Origin of the sequence: Streptomyces sp. NBC_00435 (assembly GCF_036014235.1) — a bacterium.
Lineage (GTDB): Bacteria > Actinomycetota > Actinomycetes > Streptomycetales > Streptomycetaceae > Streptomyces.
Map to the genome: position 1 here is coordinate 1,310,380 of NZ_CP107924.1, position 25,687 is coordinate 1,336,066.

Sequence of the window (25,687 nt, forward strand, 5' to 3'; positions counted from 1 at the left end):
GCATGAGCGACAACAGCCTGCGTCTGGTGTGGGTCTACCCCGACCTGCTCAGCACGTACGGAGACCAGGGCAACGCCCTCGTCGTCGAGCGCCGCGCCCGCCGGCGCGGCCTGGACGTGCAGCGCGTGGACGTGCGCAGCGACCAGCCGATCCCCACCTCGGGCGACATCTACCTGATCGGTGGCGGCGAGGACCGGCCGCAGCGGCTGGCCGCGGAGCGCCTGCTGCGCGACGGCGGTCTGGAGCGGGCCGTCTCGAACGGGGCGATCGTCTTCTCCGTCTGCGCCGGTTACCAGATCCTGGGCCAGGAGTTCGTCAACGACGTCGGCCAGCGCCAGGAGGGCCTCGGCCTGCTGGACGTGGTGACCGTGCGCGGCGAGGGCGAGCGGTGCGTCGGCGACGTTCTCGGAGACATCGACCCGCAGCTCGTGCTGCCGCAGCTCACCGGGTTCGAGAACCACCAGGGCATCACGCACCTCGGCCCGACGGCGAAGCCGTTCGCCCGGGTCACGATGGGCCGGGGCAACGGCACCGGGGACGGCACCGAAGGCGCGTACAACGACACAGTGTTCGGCACGTACATGCACGGCCCCGTGATGGCTCGCAACCCGCAGATCGCGGACCTGCTGCTGAAGCTGGCCCTCGACGTGAACGCGCTGCCGCCCATCGACGACCGCTGGTACGAGGCGCTGCGCGCCGAGCGGATCGCGGCGGCGACGCAGCCGGCGTAAGCCTCGCGGCGTCCTTCGCGCGGCCCGGATCCCCTGCGGGGAATCCGGGCCGACGTGTGTTCGTACGACTGATCTGACCAGCATGTGGAGGATGGTTCAGTCCAGCCTCGATCCGCTTGTAGGGTGCTGGGTAGTTCCAACCGGACGACGTGGTCCGGTCGTCGGCCCACGTTGCAAAGGTCCTTCCTGCCATGCGCATTGGTGTGCTCACTTCCGGAGGCGACTGCCCCGGGCTCAATGCCGTCATCCGCTCCGTCGTACACCGCGCCGTCGTCGACCACGGGGACGAGGTCATAGGCTTCCACGACGGCTGGCGCGGCCTGCTGGAGTGCGACTACCGCAAGCTCGACCTGGACGCCGTCAGCGGCATCCTGGCCCGTGGCGGAACGATTCTGGGATCCTCCCGGGTCCAGCCCGCCCATCTGCGCGACGGCGTGGAGCGGGCCCGCGGCCACGTAGCCGATCTCGGCCTGGACGCGATCATCCCGATCGGCGGCGAGGGCACCCTGAAGGCCGCGAACCTGCTCGCGCAGGGCGGCCTGCCGATCGTCGGCGTCCCCAAGACCATCGACAACGACATCGCCTCGACCGATGTCACCTTCGGCTTCGACACCGCCGTCGGGGTCGCCACCGAGGCGCTGGACCGGCTGAAGACCACCGCCGAGTCCCACCAGCGCGTGATGGTCGTGGAGGTCATGGGCCGGCACACCGGCTGGATCGCCCTGCACTCGGGCATGGCGGCCGGCGCGCACGCGATCGTCGTGCCGGAACGACCCTTCGACATCGAGGAGCTCACCGCGATCGTCGGGGAGCGCTTCTCGCAGGGCAAGCGGTTCGCGATCGTCGTGGTCGCCGAGGGCGCCAAGCCCGCCGCGGGCAGCTCGATGGCCCTGGAGGAGGGCGGCACCGACGTGTACGGGCACGAGCGGTTCGCCGGCATCGGCAACCGGCTCGCCGTCGAGCTGGAGGACCGCCTCGGCAAGGAGGCCCGGCCGGTCATCCTGGGCCACGTCCAGCGCGGCGGCACGCCCACGGCGTACGACCGGGTCCTGGCGACCCGCTTCGGCTGGCACGCGGTGGAGGCTGCGCACCGGGGCGAGTTCGGGATGCTCACGGCGCTGCGCGGCACGGACATCGTGATGGTGCCGCTCGACGAGGCGGTGCAGACCCTGAAGACCGTTCCGGCCGAGCGGTACGCCGAGGCGCAGAACGTGCTGTGATCTTTCCCCCTTTCGCCGTGTCACTCCCGTAATGCGCGCCCCCGGACGATTTCCCGTCCGGGGGCGGCACTACTGTGGTGGGGCACCACGGGTCAAGGGAGTGAAGAGATTGAGTTACCTCGCGCACGCCGGCATGGACATGGACATGGACCTGCCGCCCTTCACCCTCGGGCGCGGGCTGGAGTTCTCCTTCGACGCCTTCTTCCTGATCGGCTCGCTCGTGGGCCTCGGCCTGTACGCGTGGGGCGTGGGGCGACTGCGCCGGCGCGGCGACTCCTGGCCGGTCGGACGGACGGTCGCCTTCACCCTCGGTGTGCTGAGCGTGGCGCTGGTGATGTGCACCAAGCTGAACGACTACGGAATGGTCATGTTCAGCGTGCACATGGTCCAGCACATGGTGATCAGCATGCTCAGCCCGATCCTGCTGTTGCTGGGCGCGCCCGTGACCCTGGCGCTGCGCGCGCTGCCGCCGGCCGCCCGCGGCCGCAAGGGCCCGCGCGAGCTGCTGCTGATGCTCCTGCACAGCCGCTACATGAAGGTGGTCACCCATCCGGTGTTCACCATTCCGCTGTTCATCGCGAGCCTCTACGGCCTGTACTTCACCCCGGTCTTCGACTTCCTGATGGAATCGAGGACCGGGCACATCGCGATGATGGTCCACTTCCTCGCCGTCGGCCTGGTCTTCTTCTGGCCGATCATGGGCGTGGACCCGGGCCCGCACCGCCCCGGCTACGTGATGCGGATGCTGGAGCTGTTCGCCGGAATGCCCTTCCACGCCTTCTTCGGCATCGCGCTGATGATGGCCAGCGAGCCGATGGTCAAGACGTACGCGAACCCCCCGGCCTCCCTCGGCATCGACCCGCTGCTCGACCAGCAGTGGGGCGGCGGAATCGCCTGGGCCTTCAGCGAGATCCCCTCGGTGCTCGTGCTGATCGCGCTGGTCTACCAGTGGTACCACTCGGAGCAGCGGGCGGCGAAGCGCTCCGACCGGTCCGAGGATCGCAACGGGGACCAGGAGCTCGCGGCCTACAACTCGTATCTGGCCTCACTCCAAGCGCGTGGCCAGTAGCGCCGGAGCACCTTCGCGCGCCACCATGGGGCATGACCGGATCCGTGAAGGCGATGGCCGTGATGACCTTCGCCTCTCTGGTGGTAATCGCCACGTACTCCGTGGCGCTCGGCAGCAACGGCTGGCTGTGGTTCGGCTGGGTGGTGCTGGGACTCCTCACCGCGGGCATGGCGGCTTCGCGCAGCGCATGAGCGGGATGCGCCCGCCGTCGCGCAGGGGCCGGCCCTGCCCACGCCGGGCCCCGCACCTGGGCGCCCTCTTCCCGCGCCCGCAGGCCGCGGGCCCGGGCCGTCGGCCGCCCCTGCCGGACGGCGGGATCAGGCCGTCCGCCGGATCTTCGGCGCCGCCGACCCCTCCGGCTCTCGGCTGACCGTCCGTAAGATGTCCGTGACAACGGGATGTCGACGGGAGGGGCCTGGTGTTCTACCAGTTGCTCAAGCATGTGATCCTCGGGCCGCTGCTGCGGCTGCTGTTCCGACCGCGCATCGAGGGGCTGGAGAACATCCCGGCGGACGGGGCGGCGATCGTCGCGGGCAACCACCTGTCCTTCTCCGACCATTTCCTGATGCCCGCGATCCTCAAACGGCGCATCACCTTCCTCGCGAAGGCCGAGTACTTCACGGGCCCGGGCCTGAAGGGACGGCTCACCGCCGCCTTCTTCCGCAGCGCCGGCCAGATCCCCGTCGACCGCTCCGGGAAGGACGCCGGCCAGGCCGCGCTCCGCGAGGGGCTCGGGGTGCTGTCCAAGGGTGAGCTGCTCGGCATCTACCCGGAGGGCACCCGGTCGCACGACGGCCGGCTCTACAAGGGCAAGGTGGGGGTGGCCGCGATGGCGCTGGGCGCCGGGGTGCCCGTCGTACCGTGCGCGATGGTCGGCACCTTCGAGATCCAACCGCCCGGGCAGAAGATCCCCAGCATCCGGCGGGTCACGATCCGCTTCGGCCAGCCGTTGGACTTCTCCCGGTACGCCGGGATGGAGCGCGAGCGGGCCGTGCTGCGGGCCGTCACCGACGAGATCATGTACGAGATCCTCGCGCTGTCCGGCCAGGAGTACGTCGACCGGTACGCCGCCGAGGTCAAGGCGGAGGAGGAGGAAGCACGGAAGAAGGCCCGGCGCAGGACGCGCTGAGCCCTCTCCCGTGCGGTGTGGAGCTGCTGCCCCGGCCGGCTAGCGGATGGCCGGGAGCTCGTCCTTCGCCTGGAGCTCACTGGCGGCCGGAGCCTGGGCCAGGGACTTGGCGGTGACGGCGGCCGGGGCCACCGGAGTGGCGTGCGGACCGCACTTCACGTCCTGGGCGTCGACCTTGCCCGTGAGCAGGTAGGTCTCCACCCGGGTGTTGATGCAGGGGTTCACCAGGTTGGTGACACCGTGCGAGCCGGCGTTCTGCTCGGTGATCAGACGCGAGCCGGCGAGCCGGTTGTGCAGCGAGACCCCACCCCTGTACGGCGTGGCCGCGTCGCGCTCGGACTGCACGATCAGGACCGGCGGCAGGCCGCGGTGGGCGCCTACACCGACCTCGATCGCGTTGTACTGCTTGGACTTCCAGGTCGCGCAGGGCAGGTTCATCCACGCGTTGGCCCAGGTCATGAACGGGTACTTCTTGTGGAGCTCGGTGTTGTCCCGGTCCCACTTGGACCAGCTGGTGGGCCACTTGGCGTCGGCGCACTCGACCGCGGTGTAGACCGCGGTGCCGTTCTCCGCGGAGATGTTGCCCTGGATGTCGGTCATGTCCGGGGCGATGGCGTCGATCAGCGCCTGCTCGTCGCCGGCGGCGTACGCGGCCCAGGTCTGGGCGACGGGCACCCAGGAGGAGTCGTAGTACGGGGCGCTCTGGAAGAACCCGATGAGCTCGGCGGGGCCGATGAGCCCGCCGAGCGGGTTGGCCTTGGCCTTGGCGCGCAGCTCCAGCCACTTGGCCTCGACCTTGGCGCGGGTGTCGCCCAGGTGGAAGACGGCGTCGTTCTTGGCGACCCAGTCCTCCCAGTCGTTCCAGCGCATCTGGAAGGCGACGTCCTGGCCGAGGTTGGCCTCGTACCAGATGTTGTCACGGTCCGGGTCCACCACGCTGTCGACGATCATGCGGCGCACGTGGTTCGGGAACAGGGTCGCGTAGACCCCGCCGATGTAGGTGCCGAAGGAGACGCCGAGGAAGTTCAGCTTCTGCTCGCCGAGGGCGGCGCGGATGACGTCCAGGTCACGCGCGATGTTCGGCGTGGTCATGAACGGCAGCATCTCGCCGCTGCGCTCCTTGCAGCCGTCCGCGTACTCCGCGGCGAGCTTGCGCTGGGCGTTCTTGTCGGCCTTGCTGTCCGGCACCGGGTCGGCCTTGGGGACCGAGACGTACTCCTGCGGGTCGATGCAGGAGATCGGCGCGGAGTGGCCGACGCCGCGCGGGTCGAAGCCCACGAAGTCGTACGCCTTCGCGGTGCTGACCCACAGCGGGCTGTTGGTGGTGGTGCGGCGGGGGAAGCGCATGCCCGAGGCACCGGGACCGCCCGGGTTGTAGATGAGCGCGCCCTGGCGCTCCTGCTTGGTGCCGGTGCTGACGGCGCGGTCGACGGCGAGGTCGATCGTCTTGCCGAACGGCTTGCTGTAGTCGAGCGGGACCTTCACATAGCCGCACTGGATGGGCTTCTCGAAGCCCCAGTCGGCCGGACAGTCCTTCCAGTCGACCCCCGTACGGGCCGCGCGGGCGGCGGCGATCTGGGTGCCGACCGCCTCCGCGATCCCGTTGTCGCGCCCGGCCGGGGAGGCCTGGGTCGCCGACGCGGTCGGGACGAGCAGCAGGCTCGCCGCCAGTGTGCCGGTGATCAGTGTGGCGGCGCTCCCCAGCGCCGCGTTGCGTATCACGTGGTTGTTCCCCCTGCGTCATCTGCCGCCGTGGGCGGCGTGGTTCGGGCCGGTGGATGTCGTCGGCGTGTGCAGGGGGATACTTTCGCCTGACCAGGAGCGGGCGACAGAGCGCGGGCCCGTTCTTTGCCAACCCGATATCCGGAAATGGGTGTACCGCTGAGCGGTGCCTGGTTCGTCCTGGGTGCCGCACCCCAGTTTCCCGGGTGTGCGTACCGGTCACCAACCGTAGGTTCCGCAGGCGGAGTCGAGCAGATCGCGCAGCCGCAGCGCGTCCGGGGCCAGGACCGTGACCAGGACGGCCGGACCCGCCAGCGGGGTGACCGCCGCGAACTCGCCGAGCATCCGGGCCCGCGGCGGGTCCGCCCCGAAGTCCGGGTCCACCACCAGGAGCTGGCCCAGTGCCCGGTGCCCGGCGAGTCCCGCCGGACCGTCCCAGCCGCCGGGTGCTCCGGGCCCGCAGGCCAGCTCCTGGTCCAGCAGCGGCCGTCCGTCCCGGGTCACGGTGAGCCGGCTGCGCAGCAGGCCCGGAAGTTCCCCGGTGCGGCCCAGCACCTGCTCCTCGCGCAGCAGGAGCCGGGCGGTGGGGGCGAGTTCGGCGCGGGTGCGGACCCGCAGGTCGCTGCCGCGTACCGAGACCAGCGGCTCCGGCAGCCAGCGCACCGCCGACCGGTCCGCCAGCGTGAGCCGTACGTCGTACCGCGCGGGCTCCCCGTGCCGGCCGGGCAGCGCCAGGGTGGCCGCCGCGGAGCGGAGCAGCAGCCGGGCGCCGGGACCGGCCCCGGCCTCGACCGTGAGGTGGTCGCCTCCCAGGGGGGCGCTCATCGCGCCGACCAGCATGACGCCGGCCTCGGTGCCCTCGCCCCGGGTGCGGCGCAGGGCGAGCGGCCCCTCGCCGGCCAGCAGGGGCAGGACGGTGGCCCCCCGCCCGTCGGCGGCGGCGCCGATCCGGGCGGTGGCGCGCAGGCCGGCCGGGGCGGGAGGTCCGGGCGGGTCCGGGCGGCCGGGTTGGGCCGGGGGGCCAGGCGGGGCCTGAGGGCCGGGTTGGGCCGCGCCGGTCACCGTAGGACTCACCGGGCGGACCAGGCGGCGATCCGCTCGCGCACCCAGGCGGCCACCGGTGCCACGCCCTCGGCGCCGCGCAGGGACTGGAAGGCCACGGGCAGTTCGCCACGCTGCTCGGCGGCGTCGCGGGCCATCCGGCCCAGGTCCGAGCCGACGTGGGGGGCGAGGTCGGTCTTGTTGACGACGAGGAGGTCGGCGGTGGTGACGCCGGGGCCGCCCTTGCGCGGGATGTCGTCGCCACCCGCCACGTCGATGACGAAGATCTGGGCGTCGACCAGGCCCCGGGAGAACGTGGCGGTGAGGTTGTCGCCGCCGGACTCCACGAGGATGAGGTCGAGCCGGCCGTGCTCGCGGAAGGCCTCTTCGAGCTCCTCGACCGCCTCCAGGTTGGCGGAGATGTCGTCGCGGATCGCGGTGTGCGGGCAGGCCCCCGTCTCCACGGCACTGATCCGCTCGGGCGGCAGGACGGCTTCCCGGAGCAGGAACTCGGCGTCCTCGCGGGTGTAGATGTCGTTGGTGACGACGGCCATGGACACCTCCGCGCGCAGCTCCCTGCAGAGGGCGGCGACCGTGGCGGTCTTGCCGGAGCCGACCGGACCACCGAGGCCGATGCGCAGGGCGCGGCGGCTGCCGTCCGCGTGCATCGGCCCGGCGCTGTGGGTGTGGCGCTGCGGGAAGGCCGCGCCGTGGTCGAGGTGCATGGGGCTCTCCTTGGGGTGGTTCCGGGTGGTGCGGGGTACTGCGGGGTGCTGCTGGGCGGTGCGGAAGGCCGCCGCGCGGGCGGCGGATCGCGGGCGGGCGGTTCGCGGACCGCGGATCAGGAGGCGAAGAGGCGTACCGGCCAGTCGGCATGGGCCTGGGCCGCGATGTCCAGCAGCGGCGAGGAGGCCGCGGGCAGAACGTGCGGCCCCTGCGCGCGGGCGCGCAGCGCGGCCCGCGCCGCCTGCCCGGACACGGAGTCCAGCTCGGGGGCGAGCCCGGCCAGGACCCGGCTCGCTTCGAAGGGGTCCAGGCCGAGCAGCCGTACGGTCGCGGTCGCCGGCCCGCTCACGCTTTCGTACGCCGCCACGTGCGCGGCGTCCAGCGGCCCCAGCCCCGCCGACCGGGCCGTGACGCCGAGCACCACGGGCTGGTGCGCCCCGCGCGGGAACGCGGCGGCCAGCGCGTCGAGTTCCGGGCCGGGCCAGGTGGCGCGGGCGGCCCGCAGGAGCTGGCGGCCGAGCCTGCGCGCGGCGGCGCGCAGCGCGGGCGACGGGGTCCGGGCGTCGGCGGCTCCGTCGAGGCCCGCCGGGTCGAGCCCGAGGGCGGCCGCCGCGGCGAGGGCGGCCGCGACGAGCCCGGCGGTGTGCAGCCGGCCCCGGCAGAAGTCCTCCAGGGTGGCGGCGTCGTGGATCCGGCCCGCCTTGCAGGCTGCCTCGGCCCCGCCGGAGTGGGCGTGCCCGCCGGCGGGGAAGCGGCCGTCGGCGAGGACGAGGAGGGCGGCGAGGCTCATCGCGGCGCGCCCATCAGAAGAGGAAGTAACGCTGGGCCATGGGGAGTTCCGCGGCAGGCGCCGGTTCCACGACTTCGCCGTCGATGGTGACGGTGAAGGTGTCGGCGTCGACCTCGACCCTCGGCATGGCGTCGTTGTTGCGCATGTCCGCCTTGGTCACCTTGCGGGTGCTCTCGATGGCGACGAACTCCTTGCCGAGTCCGAGCCGTTCGGGCAGTCCGTCGTCGAGGGCCGCCTGGGCCGTGAAGTTGACCGAGTTGAGGCCGGGGGCGCGCCCGCGGGCCCCGAACATCGGGCGCGGCAGGACCGGCTGCGGGGTGGGGATTGAGGCGTTGGCGTCGCCCATCTGCGCGTAGGCGATCTGACCGCCCTTGATGACGAGTTCGGGCTTGACGCCGAAGAAGGCGGGGTTCCACAGCACCAGGTCGGCGAGCTTGCCGGTCTCCACAGAACCGATCTCGCGGGCCAGGCCTTGGGCCACGGCCGGGTTGATCGTGTACTTGGCGACGTAGCGGCGGGCCCGGTGGTTGTCGGCGGGTCCGTCGCCGGGCAGGGAGCCGCGCCGCTTCTTCATCACGTGGGCGGTCTGCCAGGTGCGCAGGATCACCTCGCCCACGCGACCCATGGCCTGGGCGTCGGAGGAGATGATCGAGATGGCCCCGAGGTCGTGCAGGACGTCCTCGGCGGCGATGGTGGAGGGCCGGATCCGGGACTCGGCGAAGGCCAGGTCCTCGGGGACGGCGGGGTTGAGGTGGTGGCAGACCATCAGCATGTCGAGGTGTTCCTCGACGGTGTTGACCGTGTGCGGGCGGGTCGGGTTGGTGGAGCTGGGCAGGATGTTCGGCTCGGAGACCACGGTGATGATGTCGGGTGCGTGCCCGCCGCCCGCGCCTTCGGTGTGGTAGGAGTGGATGGTCCGTCCACCGATGGCGGCGAGGGTGTCGGCGACGAATCCGGCCTCGTTGAGGGTGTCGGTGTGGATGGCGGCCTGGGCTCCGGTCTCCTCGCAGACGGTGAGGCAGGCGTCGATGACCGCGGGGGTGGATCCCCAGTCCTCGTGGAGCTTGAAGCCGAGCGCGCCGCCGCGCAGCTGGGAGTACATTCCCTCGCGGGACATGGTGTTGCCCTTGCCGAGCAGGCCGATGTTGACGGGGTAGGCCTCCAGCGCGGCGAACATCCGGGCCAGGTGCCAGGGTCCGGGGGTGACGGTGGTGGCCTTGGTGCCCTCCGCGGGTCCGGTGCCGCCGCCGACGAGGGTGGTGATGCCGGAGGCGAGGGCCTCCTCGATCACGGTCGGGGAGATGAAGTGCACGTGGGCGTCGACGGCGCCGGCGGTGAGGATCTTCCCGTTGCCCGCGATGATCTCGGTCTCGGGGCCGATGACGAGGGCACGGTCGACCCCGTCCATCGTGTCGGGGTTGCCGGCCTTGCCGATGCCGCAGATCCGGCCGTCCCGGATGCCGACGTCGGCCTTGACGATGCCCCAGTGGTCGAGGATCACGACCCCGGTGACAACGGTGTCCGCGGCCCCCTCGGCACGGGTGGTGCGGGCCTGGCCCATGGATTCCCGGATGACCTTGCCGCCTCCGAACACGGCTTCGTCCCCGGCCAGTCCGGGGCCGCCGCCGAGGTCCCGCTCGATCTCGACGAAGAGGTCGGTGTCGGCGAGGCGGATCCGATCGCCCGTAGTGGGGCCGAAGAGGTCGGCGTAGACCTGGCGCGATATCTCAGCCATCGAGCGGCCCTCCGGTCTCTCCGCGCAGCCCCGGTACGGTGCGCAGCCCGGCCAGCGGTACGAGTTCCACGGCGACCGGGATGCCCGGCTCGAAGCGGACCGCGGTGCCGGCGGCTATGTCGAGGCGCTGCCCGTGGGCGGCGCGGCGGTCGAAGTCGAGGCCGGGGTTGGCTTCGGCGAAGTGGTAGTGGGAGCCGACCTGGACGGGCCGGTCGGCGGAGTTGAGCACGGTGAGACGGGTGACGGGCCGGCCTTCGTTGAGGCGCACCGGACCGTCCCCGTAGGCGATTTCGCCGGGGATCATGCGGTTACTCGCTCTCAGACGATCGGGGTGTGGACGGTGACGAGCTTGGTGCCGTCCGGGAAGGTCGCCTCGACCTGGACGTCGTGGATCATCTCGGGTATCCCCTCCATGACCTGCGAGCGGTGCAGGACGGTGCGTCCGGAGGCCATCAGCTCGGCCACGGTCCGCCCGTCCCGGGCGCCTTCGAGGATGTGTGCGGTGATCAGGGCGATCGCCTCGGGGTGGTTGAGGAGGACGCCCCGCGCCCTGCGTTTCTCGGCCACGTCGGCGGCCACGTGGATGAGCAGTCTTTCTTGCTCGTGGGGGGTCAGTTGCACAGCAATCACCAAGCTTCCGGGACATGATCGACATCGCGCCGAGCCGACCCTACGGGCCGTCAACACTTTGTTGACCTGCGCATATCCGAGCCAAGCGTGTCTTGCCCAACGCAGAGAAAGGCTTTCCGTCCCGAGCACCGCCGCTTTGCCGGCCCATGGGTGATCATTGGCGGAGGGGACGTGGCCGCCACGCTAGGTGCCGCGCTTTTCCGCTGAGTTAACCCACGTTTCGGGGAGGTACCCGGTTCAACTCCGGGTGCCGCCCAGCCCAGTTCCGTATACGGAGCGGCCCACGAGGAGCAGCATGTTTCTGAACCCCGTCCACCACATCACCTTCGACTCGCAGGAGCCGTACGCGCTGGCGCAGTTCTGGTCCGAGGTCACGGGCTGGCCCATCCACCCGGACGACCTGGCGGACGACCCCGAGATCTCACTGGTGCCGGGCCAGCCGGGCGTGACCGGTCTGCTCTTCTGCCGGGTGCCGGAGGGCAAGTCCGGTAAGAACCGGGTCCACTTGGACATCCAGCCGACGACCGGCACCCGCGACGAGAACGTCGAACGTCTCCTCGGGCTCGGCGCGAAGCTCTTCTCCGACCACCGCCGGGAGGACGGCAGCGGCTGGGTCACCCTCACGGACCCGGAGGGCAACGAACTGTGCATCGAGCGCAGCGAGGCGGAGCGCGCGGGTTCCTGATCCGTCAACGGCGGCCCGGTCCGGAGCGGTACGGGCCAAGAGCGGTACGGACCAAGAGCGGTACGGGTCGGCAGCGGTCCACGGCAACATCGGTCCGGGTCAACAGCCGGTGGGCATCCTCGCCGGAGCGCCGACCGCCCAGGGCAGGGCGATCCACACGGTCTTGCCCCCGTCCTCGGTCGGACTGACCGAGAGCCGGCCGCCCGCCTCCGCGGTGAGCCAGCGGATGATGACCATCCCCCGGCCGTTGTCCTGCTGGACGGCGGCCGGGAGCCGCTTGGGCCAGCGCGGATGGCTGTCGGTGACCCCGATGCGCAGCCACTCCTCGCGCTCCAGGCGGATGTCCACGGTGAAGGTCGGCGACTGCCCGAAGGTGTGCTGCACGGAGTTGGTGGCCAGCTCCGAGACGATCAGCCGGACACTGTCGGCGGTATCGGTCCCGTCGGGGAGTCCCCACCCGCTCAGCACCTCCGCGACGTAGCGCCTGGCGGTCGCGACCGAGGCGGGATCGCTCGGCAGAGTGACGGATGCTTCCTGGTGATCTGCCATGGCGACGGTCCCTTTCCCACCGGGGCTCAGCAGCCCCGGACCTGTGCTGGACGCCAGAGTGCCACCCATCGTCCCGCCGTTTCCGCCGATCCCCCAAGATATGCATATATCTGTCGCTCGATGCAGTGAACTCTGCTACGGAAGAGCGTATTTGGACGGCAGACTGGTGCGACCTGTGCCGGTGGAAGGAGGTGGGTGTGCAGCACGGTCCCGCGGTGCGCCGGCGCAAGCTCGGCGAGGAACTGCGTGCCCTTCGTGACCGGACCGGACTCACCAGTGGTGAGGCGGCCCGGCTGGCGGGATGGCACCAGTCGAAGATCAGCCGTATCGAGACGGGGCGCAGCGGCGTCAAGGTCGAGGACATCCGGCTGCTGCTCGACGTCTACGGTGATGTCGTGAGCGCGCAGCAGCGCGCGCTGCTGGAGGCCCTCTCGGCCTCGGCGGCGGGCCCGGAGACCGGAACGGGGCGCGGCCGGCAGTGGTGGCACGACTACCGGGGGCTGCTGCCGCAGGAGTACCGGGACTTCATCAGCCTGGAGGCGGGTGCCCGCTCGGCGCGCACGGTCGAGCTCTCCGTGGTGCCGGGCCTCCTGCAGACCCCGGAGTACGCGCGCGCCGTGACCCGGGCCGCGCTGGGCGGGCTGCCGGAGCCCAAGGTCGACGCGCTGGTCGACGTACGGCTGGCACGCCAGAGCGTGCTGCGGGCGGATCCGCCGCTGGAGCTGAGCGCCGTGCTGGACGAGGCGGTGCTGCGGCGCAAGATCGGCGGCTCGGGGGTGATGGAGGAACAGTTGAGGTACCTGGTGGAGGTGGCACGTCTACCTCAAGTGCGGCTGCAGGTATTGCCGTTCAGCGTGGGGGGACATCTCGGCCTGACCGGACCGTTCGTAATTTTCTCATTTCCGAACATCGCCGATCTGGATGTGGTGGTACTCGACCATTTGACGAGTAGCCTCTATCTGGAGCGGAAGGAAGACCTTGAGGCGTACAGCGCCGCGTTCCGCACCATCCAGGCGCACGCCCTCCCGCCCCGCGACTCGTCGGATCTCATCAGCGCCCTCGCTGACGACGCGTAAGGAGGCACCTCTCGTGTCCGCAACCCCCTTATCCACAGGCGGACTTCTGAACAGCGCGCGGTGGCGGCGAAGCAGCCGCAGCACCGGAATGAACAATTGCGTGGAAACGGCCGTCCTCGGTGGCGGCCTGCTGGCCGTCCGCGACTCCAAGCGGACGGACGGCCCGGCCGTGCTCTTCACCGGGCCGGCCTGGAACGGTTTCCTCGACTCCATGGGAACGGAACCACGGGCCGCAACGCTCCCGTAGCTCCGCTCAGTGGTCCGTGGCTCCGGCTGGAGCGGTCCCCAGGATCGTCTCCACCGCCCGGCCGATCTCGACCCCCGTGAGATCCGCCCGCGCGGTCAGCCGCAGCCGGGAGATGCCGTCCGGCACCGACGGCGGCCGGAAGCACCCCACGGACAGACCAGCCTCGCGGCAGTCGGCGGCCCAGCGCAGTGCCGCCGAAGCGGACGGGGCCCGTACCGACACCACGGCCGCGTCCGGCCGGGCCGCGGTCAGGCCGGACGCGGTGAGTCGCCCGTACAGCTCGGCGGCCACCTCGCGGGCACGGTCCGCGCGCTCCGGCTCCCGCTGGAGCAGGCGCAGTGCGGCCAGCGCCGCGCCCGTCGCGGCCGGGGCGAGCCCGGTGTCGAAGATGAAGGTCCGCGCGGTGTTGACCAGGTGCCGGATCACCTTGGCCGGGCCCAGTACGGCGCCGCCCTGGCTGCCCAGGGACTTCGAGAGGGTCAGCGTCGCGACCACCCCGGGCGCCCCCGCCAGCCCGGCGGCGTACAGCGCGCCGCGGCCGCCCGCGCCCAGGACACCGAGCCCGTGGGCGTCGTCCACGAGCAGCGCCGCACCCTCGGCCCGGCAGGCTTCGGCGTACCGCGCGAGCGGTGCCGCGTCCCCGTCGACCGAGAACACCGAGTCGGTGACCAGCAGGGCCCGTCCCCCGTGTGCGGCGAGCGTCTTGCGCGCACTGTCCGGGTCGGAGTGCGGGACGACGGCCGTCTCGGCGCGGGACAGCCGGCAGCCGTCGACGATCGAGGCGTGGTTGCCCGCGTCGGAGACGACCAGGGTGCCGCGGTCACTGAGCGCGGTGACGGCGGCGAGGTTGGCCGCGTACCCGGAGGAGAGCACCAGCGCCGCCTCGAACCCGCAGAAGGCGGCCAGCTCCCGCTCCAGCTCCGCGTGCAGCTCGGTGGTACCGGTGACGAGGCGCGATCCGGTCGCTCCGGCGCCCCAGCACTCGGCCGCCTCACGCGCCCCGCGTACCGTCTCCGGGTGCCGGGACAGCCCGAGGTAGTCGTTGCTCGCGAGATCGAGCAGCGGGGAATCCGCCGGCCGCGGACGCAGCGTCCGGACGAGTCCGGCCTGTTCCCGGGCCCGCTCCGCGTCGTCGATCCAGGAGAAGACGTCCACGGGGACGGGGGTGTGCTGGTCGGGCATCGACGGTCCTCGCGTTTTTGTCGGCAGTCCACAGACCTGCCCGACCCTAACCGCCCGTGACCCGGGCGACAGGTGTGGCGATACACACACTCTCTTCCGGCCATGTTGTTCGATCTCTCCTTGGCCGGGAGTGGTCGGGTGGGACAGGATCGGCACCATGGACCTGCTGAACACCCTCGTGGACAAGGGGCTGCGGCGCGAGCTGCCGACCCGCGAAGAGGCACTCGCCGTGCTGGCGACCTCTGACGACGAACTGCTGGACGTGGTGGCCGCCGCCGGCAAGGTGCGCCGCCAGTGGTTCGGGCGCCGGGTCAAGCTCAACTACCTGGTCAACCTGAAATCCGGGCTCTGTCCCGAGGACTGCTCGTACTGCTCCCAGCGGCTGGGATCGAAGGCCGAGATCCTCAAGTACACGTGGCTGAAGCCCGAGGAGGCCTCCCAGGCCGCGGCCGCGGGCGTCGCCGGCGGAGCGAAGCGGGTGTGCCTGGTGGCGAGCGGGCGCGGTCCCACGGACCGCGACGTGGACCGCGTGGGCAAGACGATCGAGGCCATCAAGGAGCAGAACGAGGGCATCGAGGTGTGCGCCTGCCTCGGTCTGCTGTCGGACGGCCAGGCCGAGCGCCTGAAGGACGCGGGCGCGGATGCCTACAACCACAATCTCAACACCTCCGAGGCCACGTACGGCCAGATCACCAAGACCCACACCTACGCGGACCGGGTCGACACGGTGCAGAAGGCGCACGCCGCCGGTCTGTCGGCCTGCTCGGGTCTGATCGCGGGCATGGGCGAGAGCGACGAGGACCTCGTCGACGTCGTCTACTCGCTGCGCGAGCTGGACCCGGACTCGGTGCCGGTCAACTTCCTGATCCCCTTCGAGGGCACCCCGCTGGCCAAGGAGTGGAACCTCACCCCGCAGCGCGCCCTGCGCATCCTGGCGATGGTCCGCTTCGTCTGCCCCGACGTCGAGGTCCGCCTCGCGGGCGGGCGCGAGGTACACCTGCGCACCATGCAGCCCCTCGCCCTGCACCTGGTCAACTCGATCTTCCTGGGCGACTACCTGACCAGCGAGGGCCAGGCCGGCCAGGCCGACCTCGACATGATCGCGGACGCCGGTTTCGAGGTGGAGGGCGCCGGTACCTCGACGCTGCCCACGCACCGCTCGGCGATCGCGGAGACCGCCGGGGGCTGCGGCTCGAAGGGAGCGGGCGCCTCGGTCTGCGGCTCCTCCGCCTCCTCCTCCGGCTCGGCGGACGAGGCCGGCTGCGGCTCGGCGTGCGGCGGCTGCTCGGGGCACGCCGGGCACGAGACCCCCGCACCGGCCCAGGCCGAGGCGGGCGAGGTCCGGTCCGGTCTGGTGGCGGTACGCCGCCGCGGCGCGGGAACGGACCTCGCGCCCAATGCCTGATCAGCACCACTCGCCCGACGCTCTACCGGTCGCCGGACCGGCGGCCACCGCACCGGCGGCCACCACACTGGCGGCCGCCGAACTGCTGGCGCTGGACCGGCAGCACGTCTGGCACCCGTACGGCCCGATGCCCGGGCGGCAGGAGCCGCTGGTCGTCGCCTCCGCCTCCGGGGTCCGGCTGCGGCTCGCCGAACCGTCCCAGGGACACGACGAGCTGGTCGACGGCATGTCCTCCTGGTGGTCGGCGATCCACGGGTACAACCACCCGGTGCTGAACGATGCGGTGACCGGCCAGCTCGGCCGGATGTCGCACGTGATGTTCGGCGGGCTCACCCACGAGCCCGCCGTCCGGCTGGCGGCGAAGCTCGTCGAGCTCACCCCGGCCGGCCTGGAGCACGTCTTCCTCGCCGACTCCGGCTCGGTCTCGGTCGAGGTAGCGGTGAAGATGTGCCTCCAGTACTGGCGTTCGGTGGGGCGCCCCGGCAAGAGCCGCCTCCTCACCTGGCGGGGTGGCTACCACGGGGACACCTGGCAGCCGATGGCCGTCTGCGACCCCGAGGGCGGCATGCACGAGCTGTGGTCGGGGATCCTCCCGCGCCAGCTCTTCGCGGACGCCCCGCCGAGCGGCTTCTCCGCCCCCGTGGACGAGGCCTACGTCGCCCACCTGCGCTCCTTGTTCGCCGCGCACCGGGACGAGCTGGCGGCCGTGATCGTGGAGCCGGTGGTCCAGGGCGCGGGCGGCATGCGCTTCCACAACCCGGGCTACCTCCGGGTGCTGCGTGAGCTGTGCGACGAGTTCGACGTCCTGCTGATCCTGGACGAGATCGCGACGGGCTTCGGCCGCACGGGCGCGCTGTTCGCGGCGGACCACGCCGGGATCACCCCGGACGTGATGTGCCTGGGCAAGGCGCTGACCGGCGGCTACCTCACGCTCTCCGCCACCCTGTGCACGGAGCGGGTCGCGGACGGGATCTCCCGGGGCGAGGTCCCGGTCCTGGCCCACGGGCCGACCTTCATGGGCAACCCGCTGGCCGCGGCGGTGGCACTGGCTTCGATCGAGCTGCTGCTCGGGCAGGACTGGCAGCGCGAGGTCAAGCGCATCGAGGCGGGCCTGCTGGAGGGCCTGGCCCCGGCGGCGGGGCTGCCCGGCGTCCGGGAGGTACGGGGCCTGGGCGCGATCGGCGTCATCCAGCTCGACCACCCCGTCGACATGGCACGCGCCACGGCGGCGGCGGTCCGGGAGGGCGTCTGGCTGCGCCCGTTCCGGGACCTGATCTACACGATGCCGCCGTTCGTCACGGGCGACCCCGATGTGGCCCGCATCTGCCGTGCGGTGGTCGCGGCCGCGAAGGAGGCCTGACATGGCGGTACTCGTGGTCTCGGGGACGGGAACCGAGATCGGCAAGACGGTCGTCACCTCGGCCGTCGCGGCGGCCGCGCTGGCCGCGGGACTCTCCGTGGCCGTCCTGAAGCCGGCCCAGACGGGAGTCGGCCCGCAGGAGCCCGGGGACGCGGCGGAGGTCGCCCGGCTGGCCGGCCCCGGCGTCACCGCCGTGGAACTGGCGCGCTACCCGGAGCCGTTGGCCCCGGACACGGCGGCCCGGCGGGCAGGCCTCCCGACGGTCTCCCCGGAGCGGATCGCGGAGGCGGCCCGCGGTCTGGCACTCTCCCACGACCTGGTCCTCGTGGAGGGCGCGGGCGGCCTCCTGGTCCGCTTCGACGAGGCCGGGCACACCCTGGCCGACGCGGCCCGCCTGCTCGGGGCCCCGGTCCTGATCGTGGCTCCGGCGGGCCTCGGCACCCTCAACTCCACGGCCCTCACCGCGGAAGCCCTCCGCGCCCGGGACCTCACCGCCCTGGGCGTGGTGATCGGCAGCTGGCCGGCCGAGCCCGATCTGGCGGCCCGCTGCAACCTGGCCGACCTCCCGTCGGTCTCCGCCCTCCCCCTGCTGGGCGCGATCCCCGCGGCGGCGGGCGCCCTCGACCCCGCCGAGTTCCGTGCCTCGGCGGCCGGCTGGCTCTCCCCGCCCCTCCACGGCACCTGGTCCCCTCCGGCCGTCTGACGCGGCCGGGCCGGGGCGGCCCAACGCCGGGTCGGCCCCGGCCCGACGGCGGGCGGCCCCGCGGGTCAGTGCCCTCCGCGTGGTTCGAGGCAGCCGCCCTCCACGTAGACCCCGTGCGCCCGGACGCTCACGGGCGGGCCGAGCCGGCCCGACACGCAGGGACCGCTTTCGGGAACCGACAGGACGAACGAGACGTTGACCGCCCCGGATCCGTAGACACCCCCGCTGTCGAACCCGTACCCCAGCCCCATCAGGAGCGCGCGGAGCTCGTCCACCGTGTGCGGTGCGCCCTTCCCACCGGAGCTACCCGTCATCGCCGCCCTGATCCGCGCGGCGTGCGCGTCGCCCCGGCACCTGGCCCCGGGGCTGAGCTCGGCCTGCTGTTTGTAGGCATGGTTCTCCGCGTACTTGCCCGCCTCGGGATCCGTGGGCCGCGTGCCCGGCGTCCCGGCGGCCCCCGGCGTCCCCGCGGCCGCCGGAGCGCCCTGGCCCGCGCACCGCGCCGCGATCTCGGGGAACAGCTTGTCGTGGCGCGCGACCGCGGCGGCCGCCTGGGCCGCGTAGTCCACGGAGGGGGTCGCGGAGGGCGCCGACGGCTCCCGTGCGTTCCCGGCCCCCGCCACCGTCGTCCCGCAGCCGGTCAGCGCGAGGAGTCCCGCGGTCAGGAGGGACACGGCGGCGGCCGGCGCGCTGCGGCGCGTCACGATGTCTGCGCCAGCGGCTTGACCCACCGCGTCCAGTGGTCCTCGGGGTGGTAGCCGCCGGCTTCCCATGCCCGTTGGCCCCGCTCGTTGCGGTTGAGCACCATCGCGTCCGCGCGGCGCCCGCCGAGCTCCGCGAACCGCTCCTCGGCGGCGGCCAGCAGGGCCGAGCCGATCCCCTGGCGACGCCGGTCCGGGTGCACGGCGAGCCGGTACAGGTGGCACCGCCAGCCGTCGAAACCTCCGGTCCCACAACACGGAGGGCGTGTGCCTACCCGAACGGCTTCACCCATCGCCGCCAGTGGTCTTCCTGGTGGTACCCGGCCGCAGCCCAGGCAGCCTGAGCCTGCTTGTTCTCGACCAACACCATCGCGTCCCCGCGTCGGCCGCCCAACGCTCGGAACCGCTGTTCGGCGGTATCAAGGAGCGTCTTGGCGATCCCTTGCCGACGATGGGAGGGACGAACGGCGAGCCGATAGAGCGAAGCTCTCCAACCATCCCAGCCCGCTATCAGAGTGCCCACGAGGAGCCCGTCAGACTCCGCAAGGATCAGAGCGTCTGGATCACGTCCGATGAGTCGAGTCACCCCCGCGATGTCGTCTGTGATCGACGTGCCCTCTGCCGCTTCCTCCCAGAAGGCCAGAACGTTTGCGGCATCAGCCACCGTGGCGCTGCGTGTCTCGATCATGGAGCTGAGCCAAACACAGCGGCGTAATGGGCGGCCACTGCCTTTCGCAGAGCGAGACGGGCGGGTGCAGGCGTGAAGCATAAGGACGCCCGTTCGGGCCTTCGGGTGGTCAAGGTCCGACGTATCAGCCGCGACACAGAAGCGTCAGCGGCCCTGGCGGAGCAAGACGCCCGGCTGTCGAAGTTCGCGGCTGGGCAGAGCTTCGAAGTGGTCGGGGACGTGGAGGACGCTACGGTGTCCGGCGCCATCAACCTTGACCGGCGCCCCAAGCTGAAGAAGTGGCTCACTGAGCCCTACCTGTCTCAGTGGGACGCGCTGCTCTTCACGGAGCAGGACCGCATCACGCGCGATGACCTCCACTGGTGGGGGTTCGTGATCTGGCTCAAGGACAAGGGCAAGAGCGTCCTCCTGCTCGATGAGCCGAACTTCGAGCTGGACACGTCCGAGGGCCGCATGATGGCGGGCTTCAAGGCGTACGCGAACGCCAAGTACCGGGAGAGCGTCTCCGAGAAGCGCCAGAAGCAGCTAGAGCACCACAAGCGCTTTGACCTGTGGCCGGGTGGTCAGTGGCCCTTCGGCTACCGCGCAGAGCGGTTCCAGCATGAAGAAGACGGCAAGCCCGTCTGGCGTTGGCGCCTGATCATCGACCCGTTCACGGGTGGCCTGATCCGTGAAGCCTATGACCGGCTGGTGAACCAGTCGGGATGGTCGCTCAACCGGATCGCCAAGGACTGGACTGATCGCCAGGTTCCGACCCCCCGGAACTACCAGATCTTGGAGAACGCCAAGGCTGGCCGGGAAGGCGTATCCACCACTCCCATGGAGCGGATGCGTTGGGTTCACAGCATGGTCAAGGACATCTTCACTCGTCACACACTTATGGGTATCGCTACCGAGAACGGCAAGCCTCGCTTGCGTGACGGTATCCCGGTGCAGTGGGCCGACCCCATCCTTACCCGGGCAGAGTTCGACAAGCTCCAAAAGGTCATTGCCGCCAATAAGCGAGTCAAGACCCACGACGACACCGAGGGCCCCGTGACCGGGCTGGTGTTCTGCTGGTGCGGCGAGCCTATGCACTCCAACACTGTGCGGAACAAGCGCAAGCTCAAAGACGGCACGGTAAGGGAGCACGAGTACCAGTACATTCGATGCAAGAGCATCACTAAGCTGATTCCGTGCGAGCATCGCACGACGTGGCCTTTGCGGTATTTCTACGGCGAGATCACCCGCGCCGTCCTGTACCCGTTGATGAACACTCCCCTCGTCAAGCGCACCTTCATTCCGGGACAGGACCACGAGGCGGAGATCAAGAGCCTTACCGAGGGTCTGACGAACTTGTCCCAGAACCTTGCTACGGCCCCGGCCGGCAGCATCGTAGCCACGACCATCTTGGAAACCATGACTAAGCACGAAGAGCGCCTTAATTCCCTTAAGGCGATGCCCAAGGTTGCCGACAGGTGGGAGACAGAGCCATTGGGCATGTCGTTCGGAGACAAGTGGTTCACGGAGTCCGAGGGGCTGACCTTGGATGCCGAATGGCGGGAACACAAGAAGCTTCTCTTGCAGATCGGATACCGCTTCTACATCGGCGGCCCTAGGAACGCCCCCTTCGGCCGTCATTACTACCCGGCCGACATTGAGTCTCGGGCCGTTGATCTCGACGGCGGTAAGGCTGATGCCGAATGGTTGGCCGACTGGCTCGCGGAAGTATCCGAGACGCAGCGGACGGCCACACCGCTGGAACTCGCTCCGGTCCGTCCTTACGGCGACTACTACGCCGAGTCTGAGAAGAACACCCAGTCCGCATGATCATTTGCCTACACAGTGCACTCCATGCTGTCGTAGTCGAGTGGCAGATGAGATGACCGAGATAGAACGCCTTGAGTCGACCGTGAGGCGCCTGCGACGCGCCGCCCCTACCGTGGATGACATCGCGCAGCGAAAGGCCGCGAGAATGACGCTGGAGCGCTTGGAGCGCCAGCTAGAGGAACTCAAGGCGAAGTAGTGAGCGAGGCCCCCAATCGGGGGCCTTTCTCATGCCCAGGGATAGGGACTTTCGACCCTACGGTCCGGGACCTTTGCGGAAGATCCACCCAACACCCTTGCGTCACCATGACTAAAGCAAGCCCCGGAGAGACCGGGAGGAGGAAGGCCGACATGTTCGAGATGAAGCCGCTTACGGCGGACCGCAAGAAGTGTTCAGATTTCCCGTTCTGCGGGCACGCGCAGCACGGCATGGGCGAGTTTGGGCACTGCGTCGAGCGCGTTGCCGTGGCCGCCCCCACGCGGACCCCAGAGCCCCGCAAGGCTCCGCCCCCCTCTCTAGTAGCGGAGAAGCCCGCACAGGCCAGCCCAGAGCCCCGGAAGCCTGCGAACGAGAATGAGCACCTGTGGGCGCTTATAAATGCCCCGAAGAACAAGGCCCTGAACGCCACAGTCAAGGCCGTGGTCATGGTCGTCTCGAAGTCCGCCCACGCCAAGGGCGGGGTCACAGAGCTGTCCTACTCGCGGATCGCCGACATGGCCGGTTGCTCACCCTCGTCGGCGGACCGGGCCGTAGCCGTGGCCCTCAATCAAGGATGGCTTCGCCGGGCGAACTACACGCAGGTCGTCAAGGCCGGGAAGAGCCCCACGGCGAAGTACCGGCCGACCGTGCCGGCCTGGCTCTGACCCTTTGGTCATGGTGACTGGTCTCTTTAGTCATGGTGACTAACAATAAAAACTAGTAACTACAGACCTACGGCCGCCCTTCCGGGGGCGGCCTTTGTTGTACCCGCAGGGGGTGACCGAAATGGTGACCCCTTGGACATGGCCTATCGAGGATGACCGGACTACCGGTCCGGTCACCGACTCCATGGGACGGCCTATCCAGAGCGAAGCGGGAGACGACATCCGCACTATGGATAGCGTCGGGTCAACTCCCAGTGATGGAGGTCACTAGACCTAGGCGAGTTCCAATCCAACTTGGACATCTATGTACCTAGTGAGGCGGATCACCCAGGCCAATGCGGGGCGAACCAAAAAACCCTCATCTATGTACCTAGTGGGAGTAGCGCTAAGAGCGCATCGGTTTCGAGGTAGGCCGATGCGTTCCTAGCGTCGCTTCATAGCCATGCGTGACGCATTTCTAAGGGATGCATACACCCCCGCTCGCCGTGAGGCGCCGGGGGCTTCCCTATTTCCCCACTTGCCTACTGAGTAGGCACACCTAGCACCCGGAAGGGGTGACCTATGAACACACGCGCCACGATCATCCACGCTTACCGGGTGCGACGCGGTTGGACGCAAAGGCAGCTTGCCGAGTGTCTCGCTGTAAGTCCGGCTGCGGTCGGACATTGGGAGTCCGGCCGGAACAAGGTCTCTGACGGCTCCTGGGGAGCTGCCTGCTACCTCCTGGACGTAGATGTGAACGACGCCCTGAAGACCTGCGAGACGGACGCGCAGCGCCGTCACGTTCTGATCGCTTACACGACCGCTTTCCCCGAGCTTGCTCGGATCGAGAAGGAGACCGCTTATGACTGTCGCTGAGCTTGAGAACGAGGCCCTGGAAGCCGCCGAGGCCCCCGAGCCGGCCGAGGAGCCCGCCAAGGCTCCCGAGGTCCAGGAGACCGCTCCCGACGCCGTAGAACCTGCCTCTGCGCCTTCGGTCGAGCCTGGCCCATCCATGGAGGAGTACCGGGACATGAAGGCTGCTCTAGCGGCCATGTCGCAGCAGATCGAGGAGCTGCGGACGAACCCGCCGTCGGTGCCCGTGCACATCGGTGAGGGCCGCCCTGTGGGAGCGGCCTCCGGTGCCGAAGCGCCCACTCCTCCTCAGTCTCAGGCGGCCCTGTTCCGGACCGCGCTCAACCTCGACTGAGACCCCTTGCCGCTACGCGGCAACCAACGACTTCCAGGCCCCCGGCAACCGCCGTAGGGGCCTTCTTTCATGAGAGGAGCCATCCACATGGCCGAGAACCCGAACACCCAGCTCCGTACCGGTAACGAGCTGCTGACTCCGACCGACCGGATCGCCCGCATCCTGCATGACCAGATCGTGAGCGGCTCCGTTTTCCTGTCCGCCTTCGACAAGGTCACAACCGACAAGAAGGACGTGACCCTTCTGGTTGGCAACGAGGTCACCCGCGCTGGTGTCGTCGGTGAGAACAAGGAGATCCCGACTGCGGACACTGACCAGACCGAGGTCAAGTCGGAGCCGGTGAAGTACGCGCAGATGCGGAAGATCTCGAACGAGGCGATCGCGGACACCACCCCGGGCATCCTGGAGCGCAACACGCGCAAGCTCGCCTCTGCCATCTACAAGGGCATCGACGAGGACTTCCTTACCGCCAAGGTGCAGACCGACAAGAACGCCACGGCCCCGACCGGCATCCTCAACGTGACCGGCCTTGAGTCGGCCGGTGAGGTCAAGGACAACCTTGACGCCGTGATGGACGCTAAGGCCGCTATCGCGGACGCCGAGGGCAACGCGTCGCTGTTCGTCATCCACCCGCTCGACGCTGCCGAGATGCGCAAGATCAAGGTCAAGCTCGCCGACAAGTCGGAAGGCAACTCCTACCTTCTCGCCGGGGACCAGATCGCGGACGGTCTCACCGTTATCGAGCACAAGGCCATGAAGAAGGGCGTCGCCCTTATCGCGGACCGCGAGGCCGTTACTGCCGTGGTCCGCAAGACCATGGACGTGAAGCTGTTCGACCAGCGTTACGCCGAGTTCGACGCCACCGGCGTCCGTGGCACTTTCCGTGCCTCTTGGCTGGTTACCTCCGTCGCCAAGCTGCGCACGGTCAAGGTTCCGACTAAGACTTCGGCCGAGTCTAAGTAGGACGCTACTTGTGAGGGCCCCGCGGAACGGCGCGGGGCCCTCTTTGTTGTGGAGGCAACATGTCTAACTATTACGACCCTGTTGGTGATGCGTACGAGGACTTCCTAGCTCTGTACCCCCACCTTGAAGAGCAAGTGAAGAAGGAGCGATACGCGGCCCTTTACCGGATAGCTGAGGGTGTTCTACAGGCGGAAGCGCCGGTAGTGGACTTCGGTGACTGGCCTGGGGTCCGCTATCAGTCCGCCATGGCTAAGCCCGAGGCAGGCTATCGGGGCGCTATGCATAACCTGATGAACCGGCTTATCGCCCGCTCCGTGGCCAACCCGAACCAGATCACTCAGCAGTCCACTGGCGACGCTTCTTACAGCGTCAGCCCCGGCAACGGCATGGGCATGCGGCTTACCGCCGCAGAGCGGCAGGAGCTAGCCCGGATCTTCGGGCAGCAGTTCCGAACTGTGTGGCTGGCATGAGTGGTTGGAGTGCCGGCCGAGACCGGCGAGGGTGGGCCCGCAAGCGGCATCGGGTCATGGAGCGGGACGGCTTCCGCTGCTACGACTGCAACGGCGAAGCCTCGGAGATAGACCACGTCCGCCCCCTGTGGGAGGGCGGTACGGATGACCTCTCCAACCTGGCTGCTGTCTGCAAGCCATGCCACTCGACAAAGACCAAGACCGAGCGCGCTAAGGCCCGCTCTTTGAAGTACAAGCCGGTTAAGCGGCTTCGAGAACCGGAGGTGAATCCGTGGATCTGACGGGCGCACTCATGCTTAACCGTAAGGTCACCATCGTTTGGCCGACCATCAGCGATGACGACTTTGACCAGAAGACCGACTACGACAATCCGATTCACACGGTGACTATCAGGGGCCGGCTGTCGAACCCTAAAACCACTGACGACAAGTGGTGGGACCTTGATACGGGCAAGCTCATCCTTGAGCCCCCGGCCTTTCTCAACCTACCTAAGGAGGCAAAGAAGCCCCGTTTCGAGCTTAAGCCTGACCCCGGAATCGAAGGGCCCTCGTACTGGTACATGGACGGTAAGCCCATTGCCCGGCTAACCGATACCGGACACCTTAGCCACTGGTCTGTACTCGTATCCAGGGCACGCTAATGCTGGAAGAGCAACTCGACTACACGATGTGCTGCGCAATCTGCCAGCACCCCAAGAAGCGGGCGGGTAACCACAAAGCATGTAAGACATGGGCTAAAGCCTATTACGTACTCCAATGCGGTGGAGCAGCACTAGGCAGGAACAAGCACAGCGATGCACTAGAGCTTAAGAGGCTCAAGGTAAGGCTTATCGAAGCAAGCGAAACGCAAGATTACGTCGAAGTTCGAGAGCTACTCGAACCCTATCGTTCCGCCTATCTCAAAGAGTCCTGACCTGTAGCACCCCCCTATGACTCCCCGCCCTCCAAAGAGGCCCCTGACCAATACGTAATAGAGCCTCGGCCTTCGAGGGGTGTTTTTTCGCAGA

The 25,687-nt window shown here is 69.5% G+C and carries 30 protein-coding genes and 1 pseudogene; 19 read left to right on the forward strand and 12 right to left on the reverse strand.

From position 1 onward, the window contains the following. Positions 1 to 2: 2 nt before the first annotated feature. From OG389_RS05895 to OG389_RS05915, 5 genes are all read left to right on the forward strand, one after another. On the forward strand, positions 3 to 731 hold the full coding sequence (locus OG389_RS05895; RefSeq protein WP_328297401.1) for a type 1 glutamine amidotransferase: 729 nt from the start codon (positions 3 to 5) through the stop codon (positions 729 to 731). A gap of 191 nt (positions 732 to 922) precedes the next feature. Next, positions 923 to 1,951 carry a 6-phosphofructokinase gene (locus tag OG389_RS05900; protein WP_328297402.1) on the forward strand — a complete coding sequence of 343 codons (1,029 nt, stop codon included), beginning with the start codon at positions 923 to 925 and terminating at the stop codon, positions 1,949 to 1,951. Between the two features lie 139 nt (positions 1,952 to 2,090). Further along, positions 2,091 to 3,020: a cytochrome c oxidase assembly protein gene (locus OG389_RS05905; protein ID WP_328303545.1), complete on the forward strand. Its 930-nt coding sequence runs from the start codon at positions 2,091 to 2,093 to the stop codon at positions 3,018 to 3,020. Between the two features lie 32 nt (positions 3,021 to 3,052). Continuing rightward, entirely contained in the window at positions 3,053 to 3,211 is a 159-nt protein-coding gene (locus OG389_RS05910) for a hypothetical protein (RefSeq protein ID WP_328297403.1), read from the forward strand. Between the two features lie 227 nt (positions 3,212 to 3,438). Then, positions 3,439 to 4,149, forward strand: coding sequence for a lysophospholipid acyltransferase family protein (locus tag OG389_RS05915; protein ID WP_328297404.1), 711 nt, complete (start codon positions 3,439 to 3,441; stop codon positions 4,147 to 4,149). Between the two features lie 39 nt (positions 4,150 to 4,188). On the opposite strand, the gene OG389_RS05920 is transcribed toward OG389_RS05915, so the two are convergent. The 7 genes from OG389_RS05920 to OG389_RS05950 all read right to left on the reverse strand — a co-directional run bounded on the left by OG389_RS05920 (position 4,189) and on the right by OG389_RS05950 (position 10,784). Continuing rightward, positions 4,189 to 5,871, reverse strand: a complete 1,683-nt coding sequence (locus OG389_RS05920; protein WP_328297405.1) for an alpha/beta hydrolase — start codon at positions 5,869 to 5,871, stop codon at positions 4,189 to 4,191. Between the two features lie 219 nt (positions 5,872 to 6,090). Beyond that, positions 6,091 to 6,837 carry an urease accessory protein UreD gene (locus OG389_RS05925; RefSeq protein ID WP_328303546.1) on the reverse strand — a complete coding sequence of 249 codons (747 nt, stop codon included), beginning with the start codon at positions 6,835 to 6,837 and terminating at the stop codon, positions 6,091 to 6,093. Positions 6,838 to 6,941: 104 nt separating this feature from the next. Then, a complete protein-coding gene (gene ureG, locus OG389_RS05930; RefSeq protein WP_328297406.1) occupies positions 6,942 to 7,637 on the reverse strand; it encodes an urease accessory protein UreG in 696 nt (231 codons plus the stop codon). Positions 7,638 to 7,753: 116 nt separating this feature from the next. Next, on the reverse strand, positions 7,754 to 8,428 hold the full coding sequence (locus OG389_RS05935; protein WP_328297407.1) for an urease accessory protein UreF: 675 nt from the start codon (positions 8,426 to 8,428) through the stop codon (positions 7,754 to 7,756). A gap of 13 nt (positions 8,429 to 8,441) precedes the next feature. Then, positions 8,442 to 10,163 (reverse strand): urease subunit alpha, encoded by a 1,722-nt coding sequence (locus OG389_RS05940; protein ID WP_328297408.1) that lies wholly within the window; start codon positions 10,161 to 10,163, stop codon positions 8,442 to 8,444. After that, positions 10,156 to 10,467, reverse strand: coding sequence for an urease subunit beta (locus OG389_RS05945; protein ID WP_328297409.1), 312 nt, complete (start codon positions 10,465 to 10,467; stop codon positions 10,156 to 10,158). The genes OG389_RS05940 and OG389_RS05945 overlap by 8 nt, the downstream gene beginning before the upstream one ends. Before the next feature lie 14 nt (positions 10,468 to 10,481). Next, positions 10,482 to 10,784, reverse strand: coding sequence for an urease subunit gamma (locus OG389_RS05950; protein ID WP_328297410.1), 303 nt, complete (start codon positions 10,782 to 10,784; stop codon positions 10,482 to 10,484). 304 nt (positions 10,785 to 11,088) lie between these two features. Between OG389_RS05950 and OG389_RS05955 the strand changes: the two genes are divergently transcribed. After that, complete coding sequence (locus OG389_RS05955) at positions 11,089 to 11,478, forward strand: VOC family protein (protein ID WP_328297411.1); 390 nt, start codon at positions 11,089 to 11,091, stop codon at positions 11,476 to 11,478. A gap of 99 nt (positions 11,479 to 11,577) precedes the next feature. On the opposite strand, the gene OG389_RS05960 is transcribed toward OG389_RS05955, so the two are convergent. Further along, entirely contained in the window at positions 11,578 to 12,027 is a 450-nt protein-coding gene (locus OG389_RS05960) for an ATP-binding protein (protein WP_328297412.1), read from the reverse strand. Between the two features lie 197 nt (positions 12,028 to 12,224). Here OG389_RS05960 and OG389_RS05965 point away from each other — a divergent pair, with 197 nt between their 5' ends. Next, positions 12,225 to 13,103 carry a helix-turn-helix domain-containing protein gene (locus OG389_RS05965; RefSeq protein WP_328297413.1) on the forward strand — a complete coding sequence of 293 codons (879 nt, stop codon included), beginning with the start codon at positions 12,225 to 12,227 and terminating at the stop codon, positions 13,101 to 13,103. Between the two features lie 13 nt (positions 13,104 to 13,116). Continuing rightward, complete coding sequence (locus OG389_RS05970; RefSeq protein WP_328297414.1) at positions 13,117 to 13,350, forward strand: DUF397 domain-containing protein; 234 nt, start codon at positions 13,117 to 13,119, stop codon at positions 13,348 to 13,350. Between the two features lie 6 nt (positions 13,351 to 13,356). On the opposite strand, the gene OG389_RS05975 is transcribed toward OG389_RS05970, so the two are convergent. Continuing rightward, on the reverse strand, positions 13,357 to 14,532 hold the full coding sequence (locus OG389_RS05975; RefSeq protein ID WP_328297415.1) for an 8-amino-7-oxononanoate synthase: 1,176 nt from the start codon (positions 14,530 to 14,532) through the stop codon (positions 13,357 to 13,359). Between the two features lie 157 nt (positions 14,533 to 14,689). On the opposite strand from OG389_RS05975, the gene bioB reads away from it, so the two are divergent. From bioB to bioD, 3 genes are all read left to right on the forward strand, one after another. Continuing rightward, on the forward strand, positions 14,690 to 15,937 hold the full coding sequence (bioB, locus tag OG389_RS05980; RefSeq protein ID WP_328297416.1) for a biotin synthase BioB: 1,248 nt from the start codon (positions 14,690 to 14,692) through the stop codon (positions 15,935 to 15,937). A gap of 127 nt (positions 15,938 to 16,064) precedes the next feature. After that, positions 16,065 to 17,297, forward strand: a complete 1,233-nt coding sequence (locus tag OG389_RS05985; protein WP_328303548.1) for an adenosylmethionine--8-amino-7-oxononanoate transaminase — start codon at positions 16,065 to 16,067, stop codon at positions 17,295 to 17,297. A 1-nt stretch (position 17,298) separates the two neighbouring features. Then, positions 17,299 to 18,000: a dethiobiotin synthase gene (bioD, locus tag OG389_RS05990; protein ID WP_328297417.1), complete on the forward strand. Its 702-nt coding sequence runs from the start codon at positions 17,299 to 17,301 to the stop codon at positions 17,998 to 18,000. Between the two features lie 65 nt (positions 18,001 to 18,065). Here the strand turns inward: bioD and OG389_RS05995 are convergent, their stop codons facing one another. The 3 genes and pseudogenes from OG389_RS05995 to OG389_RS06005 form a co-directional block, all read right to left on the reverse strand. Continuing rightward, positions 18,066 to 18,704, reverse strand: coding sequence for a hypothetical protein (locus OG389_RS05995; protein ID WP_328297418.1), 639 nt, complete (start codon positions 18,702 to 18,704; stop codon positions 18,066 to 18,068). Next, positions 18,701 to 18,943, reverse strand: a pseudogene (locus tag OG389_RS06000) (GNAT family N-acetyltransferase); the annotation flags it as partial. The gene OG389_RS05995 and the pseudogene OG389_RS06000, both read right to left, overlap by 4 nt. 29 nt (positions 18,944 to 18,972) lie before the next feature. Then, positions 18,973 to 19,389 carry a GNAT family N-acetyltransferase gene (locus tag OG389_RS06005; protein WP_328297419.1) on the reverse strand — a complete coding sequence of 139 codons (417 nt, stop codon included), beginning with the start codon at positions 19,387 to 19,389 and terminating at the stop codon, positions 18,973 to 18,975. Positions 19,390 to 19,461: 72 nt separating this feature from the next. Here OG389_RS06005 and OG389_RS06010 point away from each other — a divergent pair, with 72 nt between their 5' ends. The 8 genes from OG389_RS06010 (at position 19,462) to OG389_RS06035 (ending at position 25,321) form a co-directional block, all read left to right on the forward strand. Further along, positions 19,462 to 21,198 (forward strand): recombinase family protein, encoded by a 1,737-nt coding sequence (locus OG389_RS06010; protein ID WP_328297420.1) that lies wholly within the window; start codon positions 19,462 to 19,464, stop codon positions 21,196 to 21,198. A gap of 348 nt (positions 21,199 to 21,546) precedes the next feature. Then, on the forward strand, positions 21,547 to 22,059 hold the full coding sequence (locus OG389_RS06015; RefSeq protein WP_328297421.1) for a hypothetical protein: 513 nt from the start codon (positions 21,547 to 21,549) through the stop codon (positions 22,057 to 22,059). Between the two features lie 561 nt (positions 22,060 to 22,620). Further along, entirely contained in the window at positions 22,621 to 22,917 is a 297-nt protein-coding gene (locus OG389_RS36725; protein ID WP_443059210.1) for a helix-turn-helix domain-containing protein, read from the forward strand. Then, positions 22,904 to 23,248, forward strand: coding sequence for a hypothetical protein (locus OG389_RS06020; protein WP_328297422.1), 345 nt, complete (start codon positions 22,904 to 22,906; stop codon positions 23,246 to 23,248). The genes OG389_RS36725 and OG389_RS06020 overlap by 14 nt, the downstream gene beginning before the upstream one ends. An 87-nt stretch (positions 23,249 to 23,335) precedes the next feature. Beyond that, positions 23,336 to 24,211 carry a phage major capsid family protein gene (locus tag OG389_RS06025; protein WP_328297424.1) on the forward strand — a complete coding sequence of 292 codons (876 nt, stop codon included), beginning with the start codon at positions 23,336 to 23,338 and terminating at the stop codon, positions 24,209 to 24,211. 59 nt (positions 24,212 to 24,270) lie between these two features. Continuing rightward, positions 24,271 to 24,681: a hypothetical protein gene (locus OG389_RS06030; protein ID WP_328297425.1), complete on the forward strand. Its 411-nt coding sequence runs from the start codon at positions 24,271 to 24,273 to the stop codon at positions 24,679 to 24,681. Positions 24,682 to 24,737: 56 nt separating this feature from the next. Beyond that, complete coding sequence (locus OG389_RS36730; RefSeq protein ID WP_443059211.1) at positions 24,738 to 24,962, forward strand: HNH endonuclease; 225 nt, start codon at positions 24,738 to 24,740, stop codon at positions 24,960 to 24,962. Further along, a complete protein-coding gene (locus tag OG389_RS06035) occupies positions 24,953 to 25,321 on the forward strand; it encodes a hypothetical protein (protein ID WP_328297426.1) in 369 nt (122 codons plus the stop codon). The genes OG389_RS36730 and OG389_RS06035 overlap by 10 nt, the downstream gene beginning before the upstream one ends. The last annotated feature ends 366 nt before the right edge of the window (positions 25,322 to 25,687 follow it).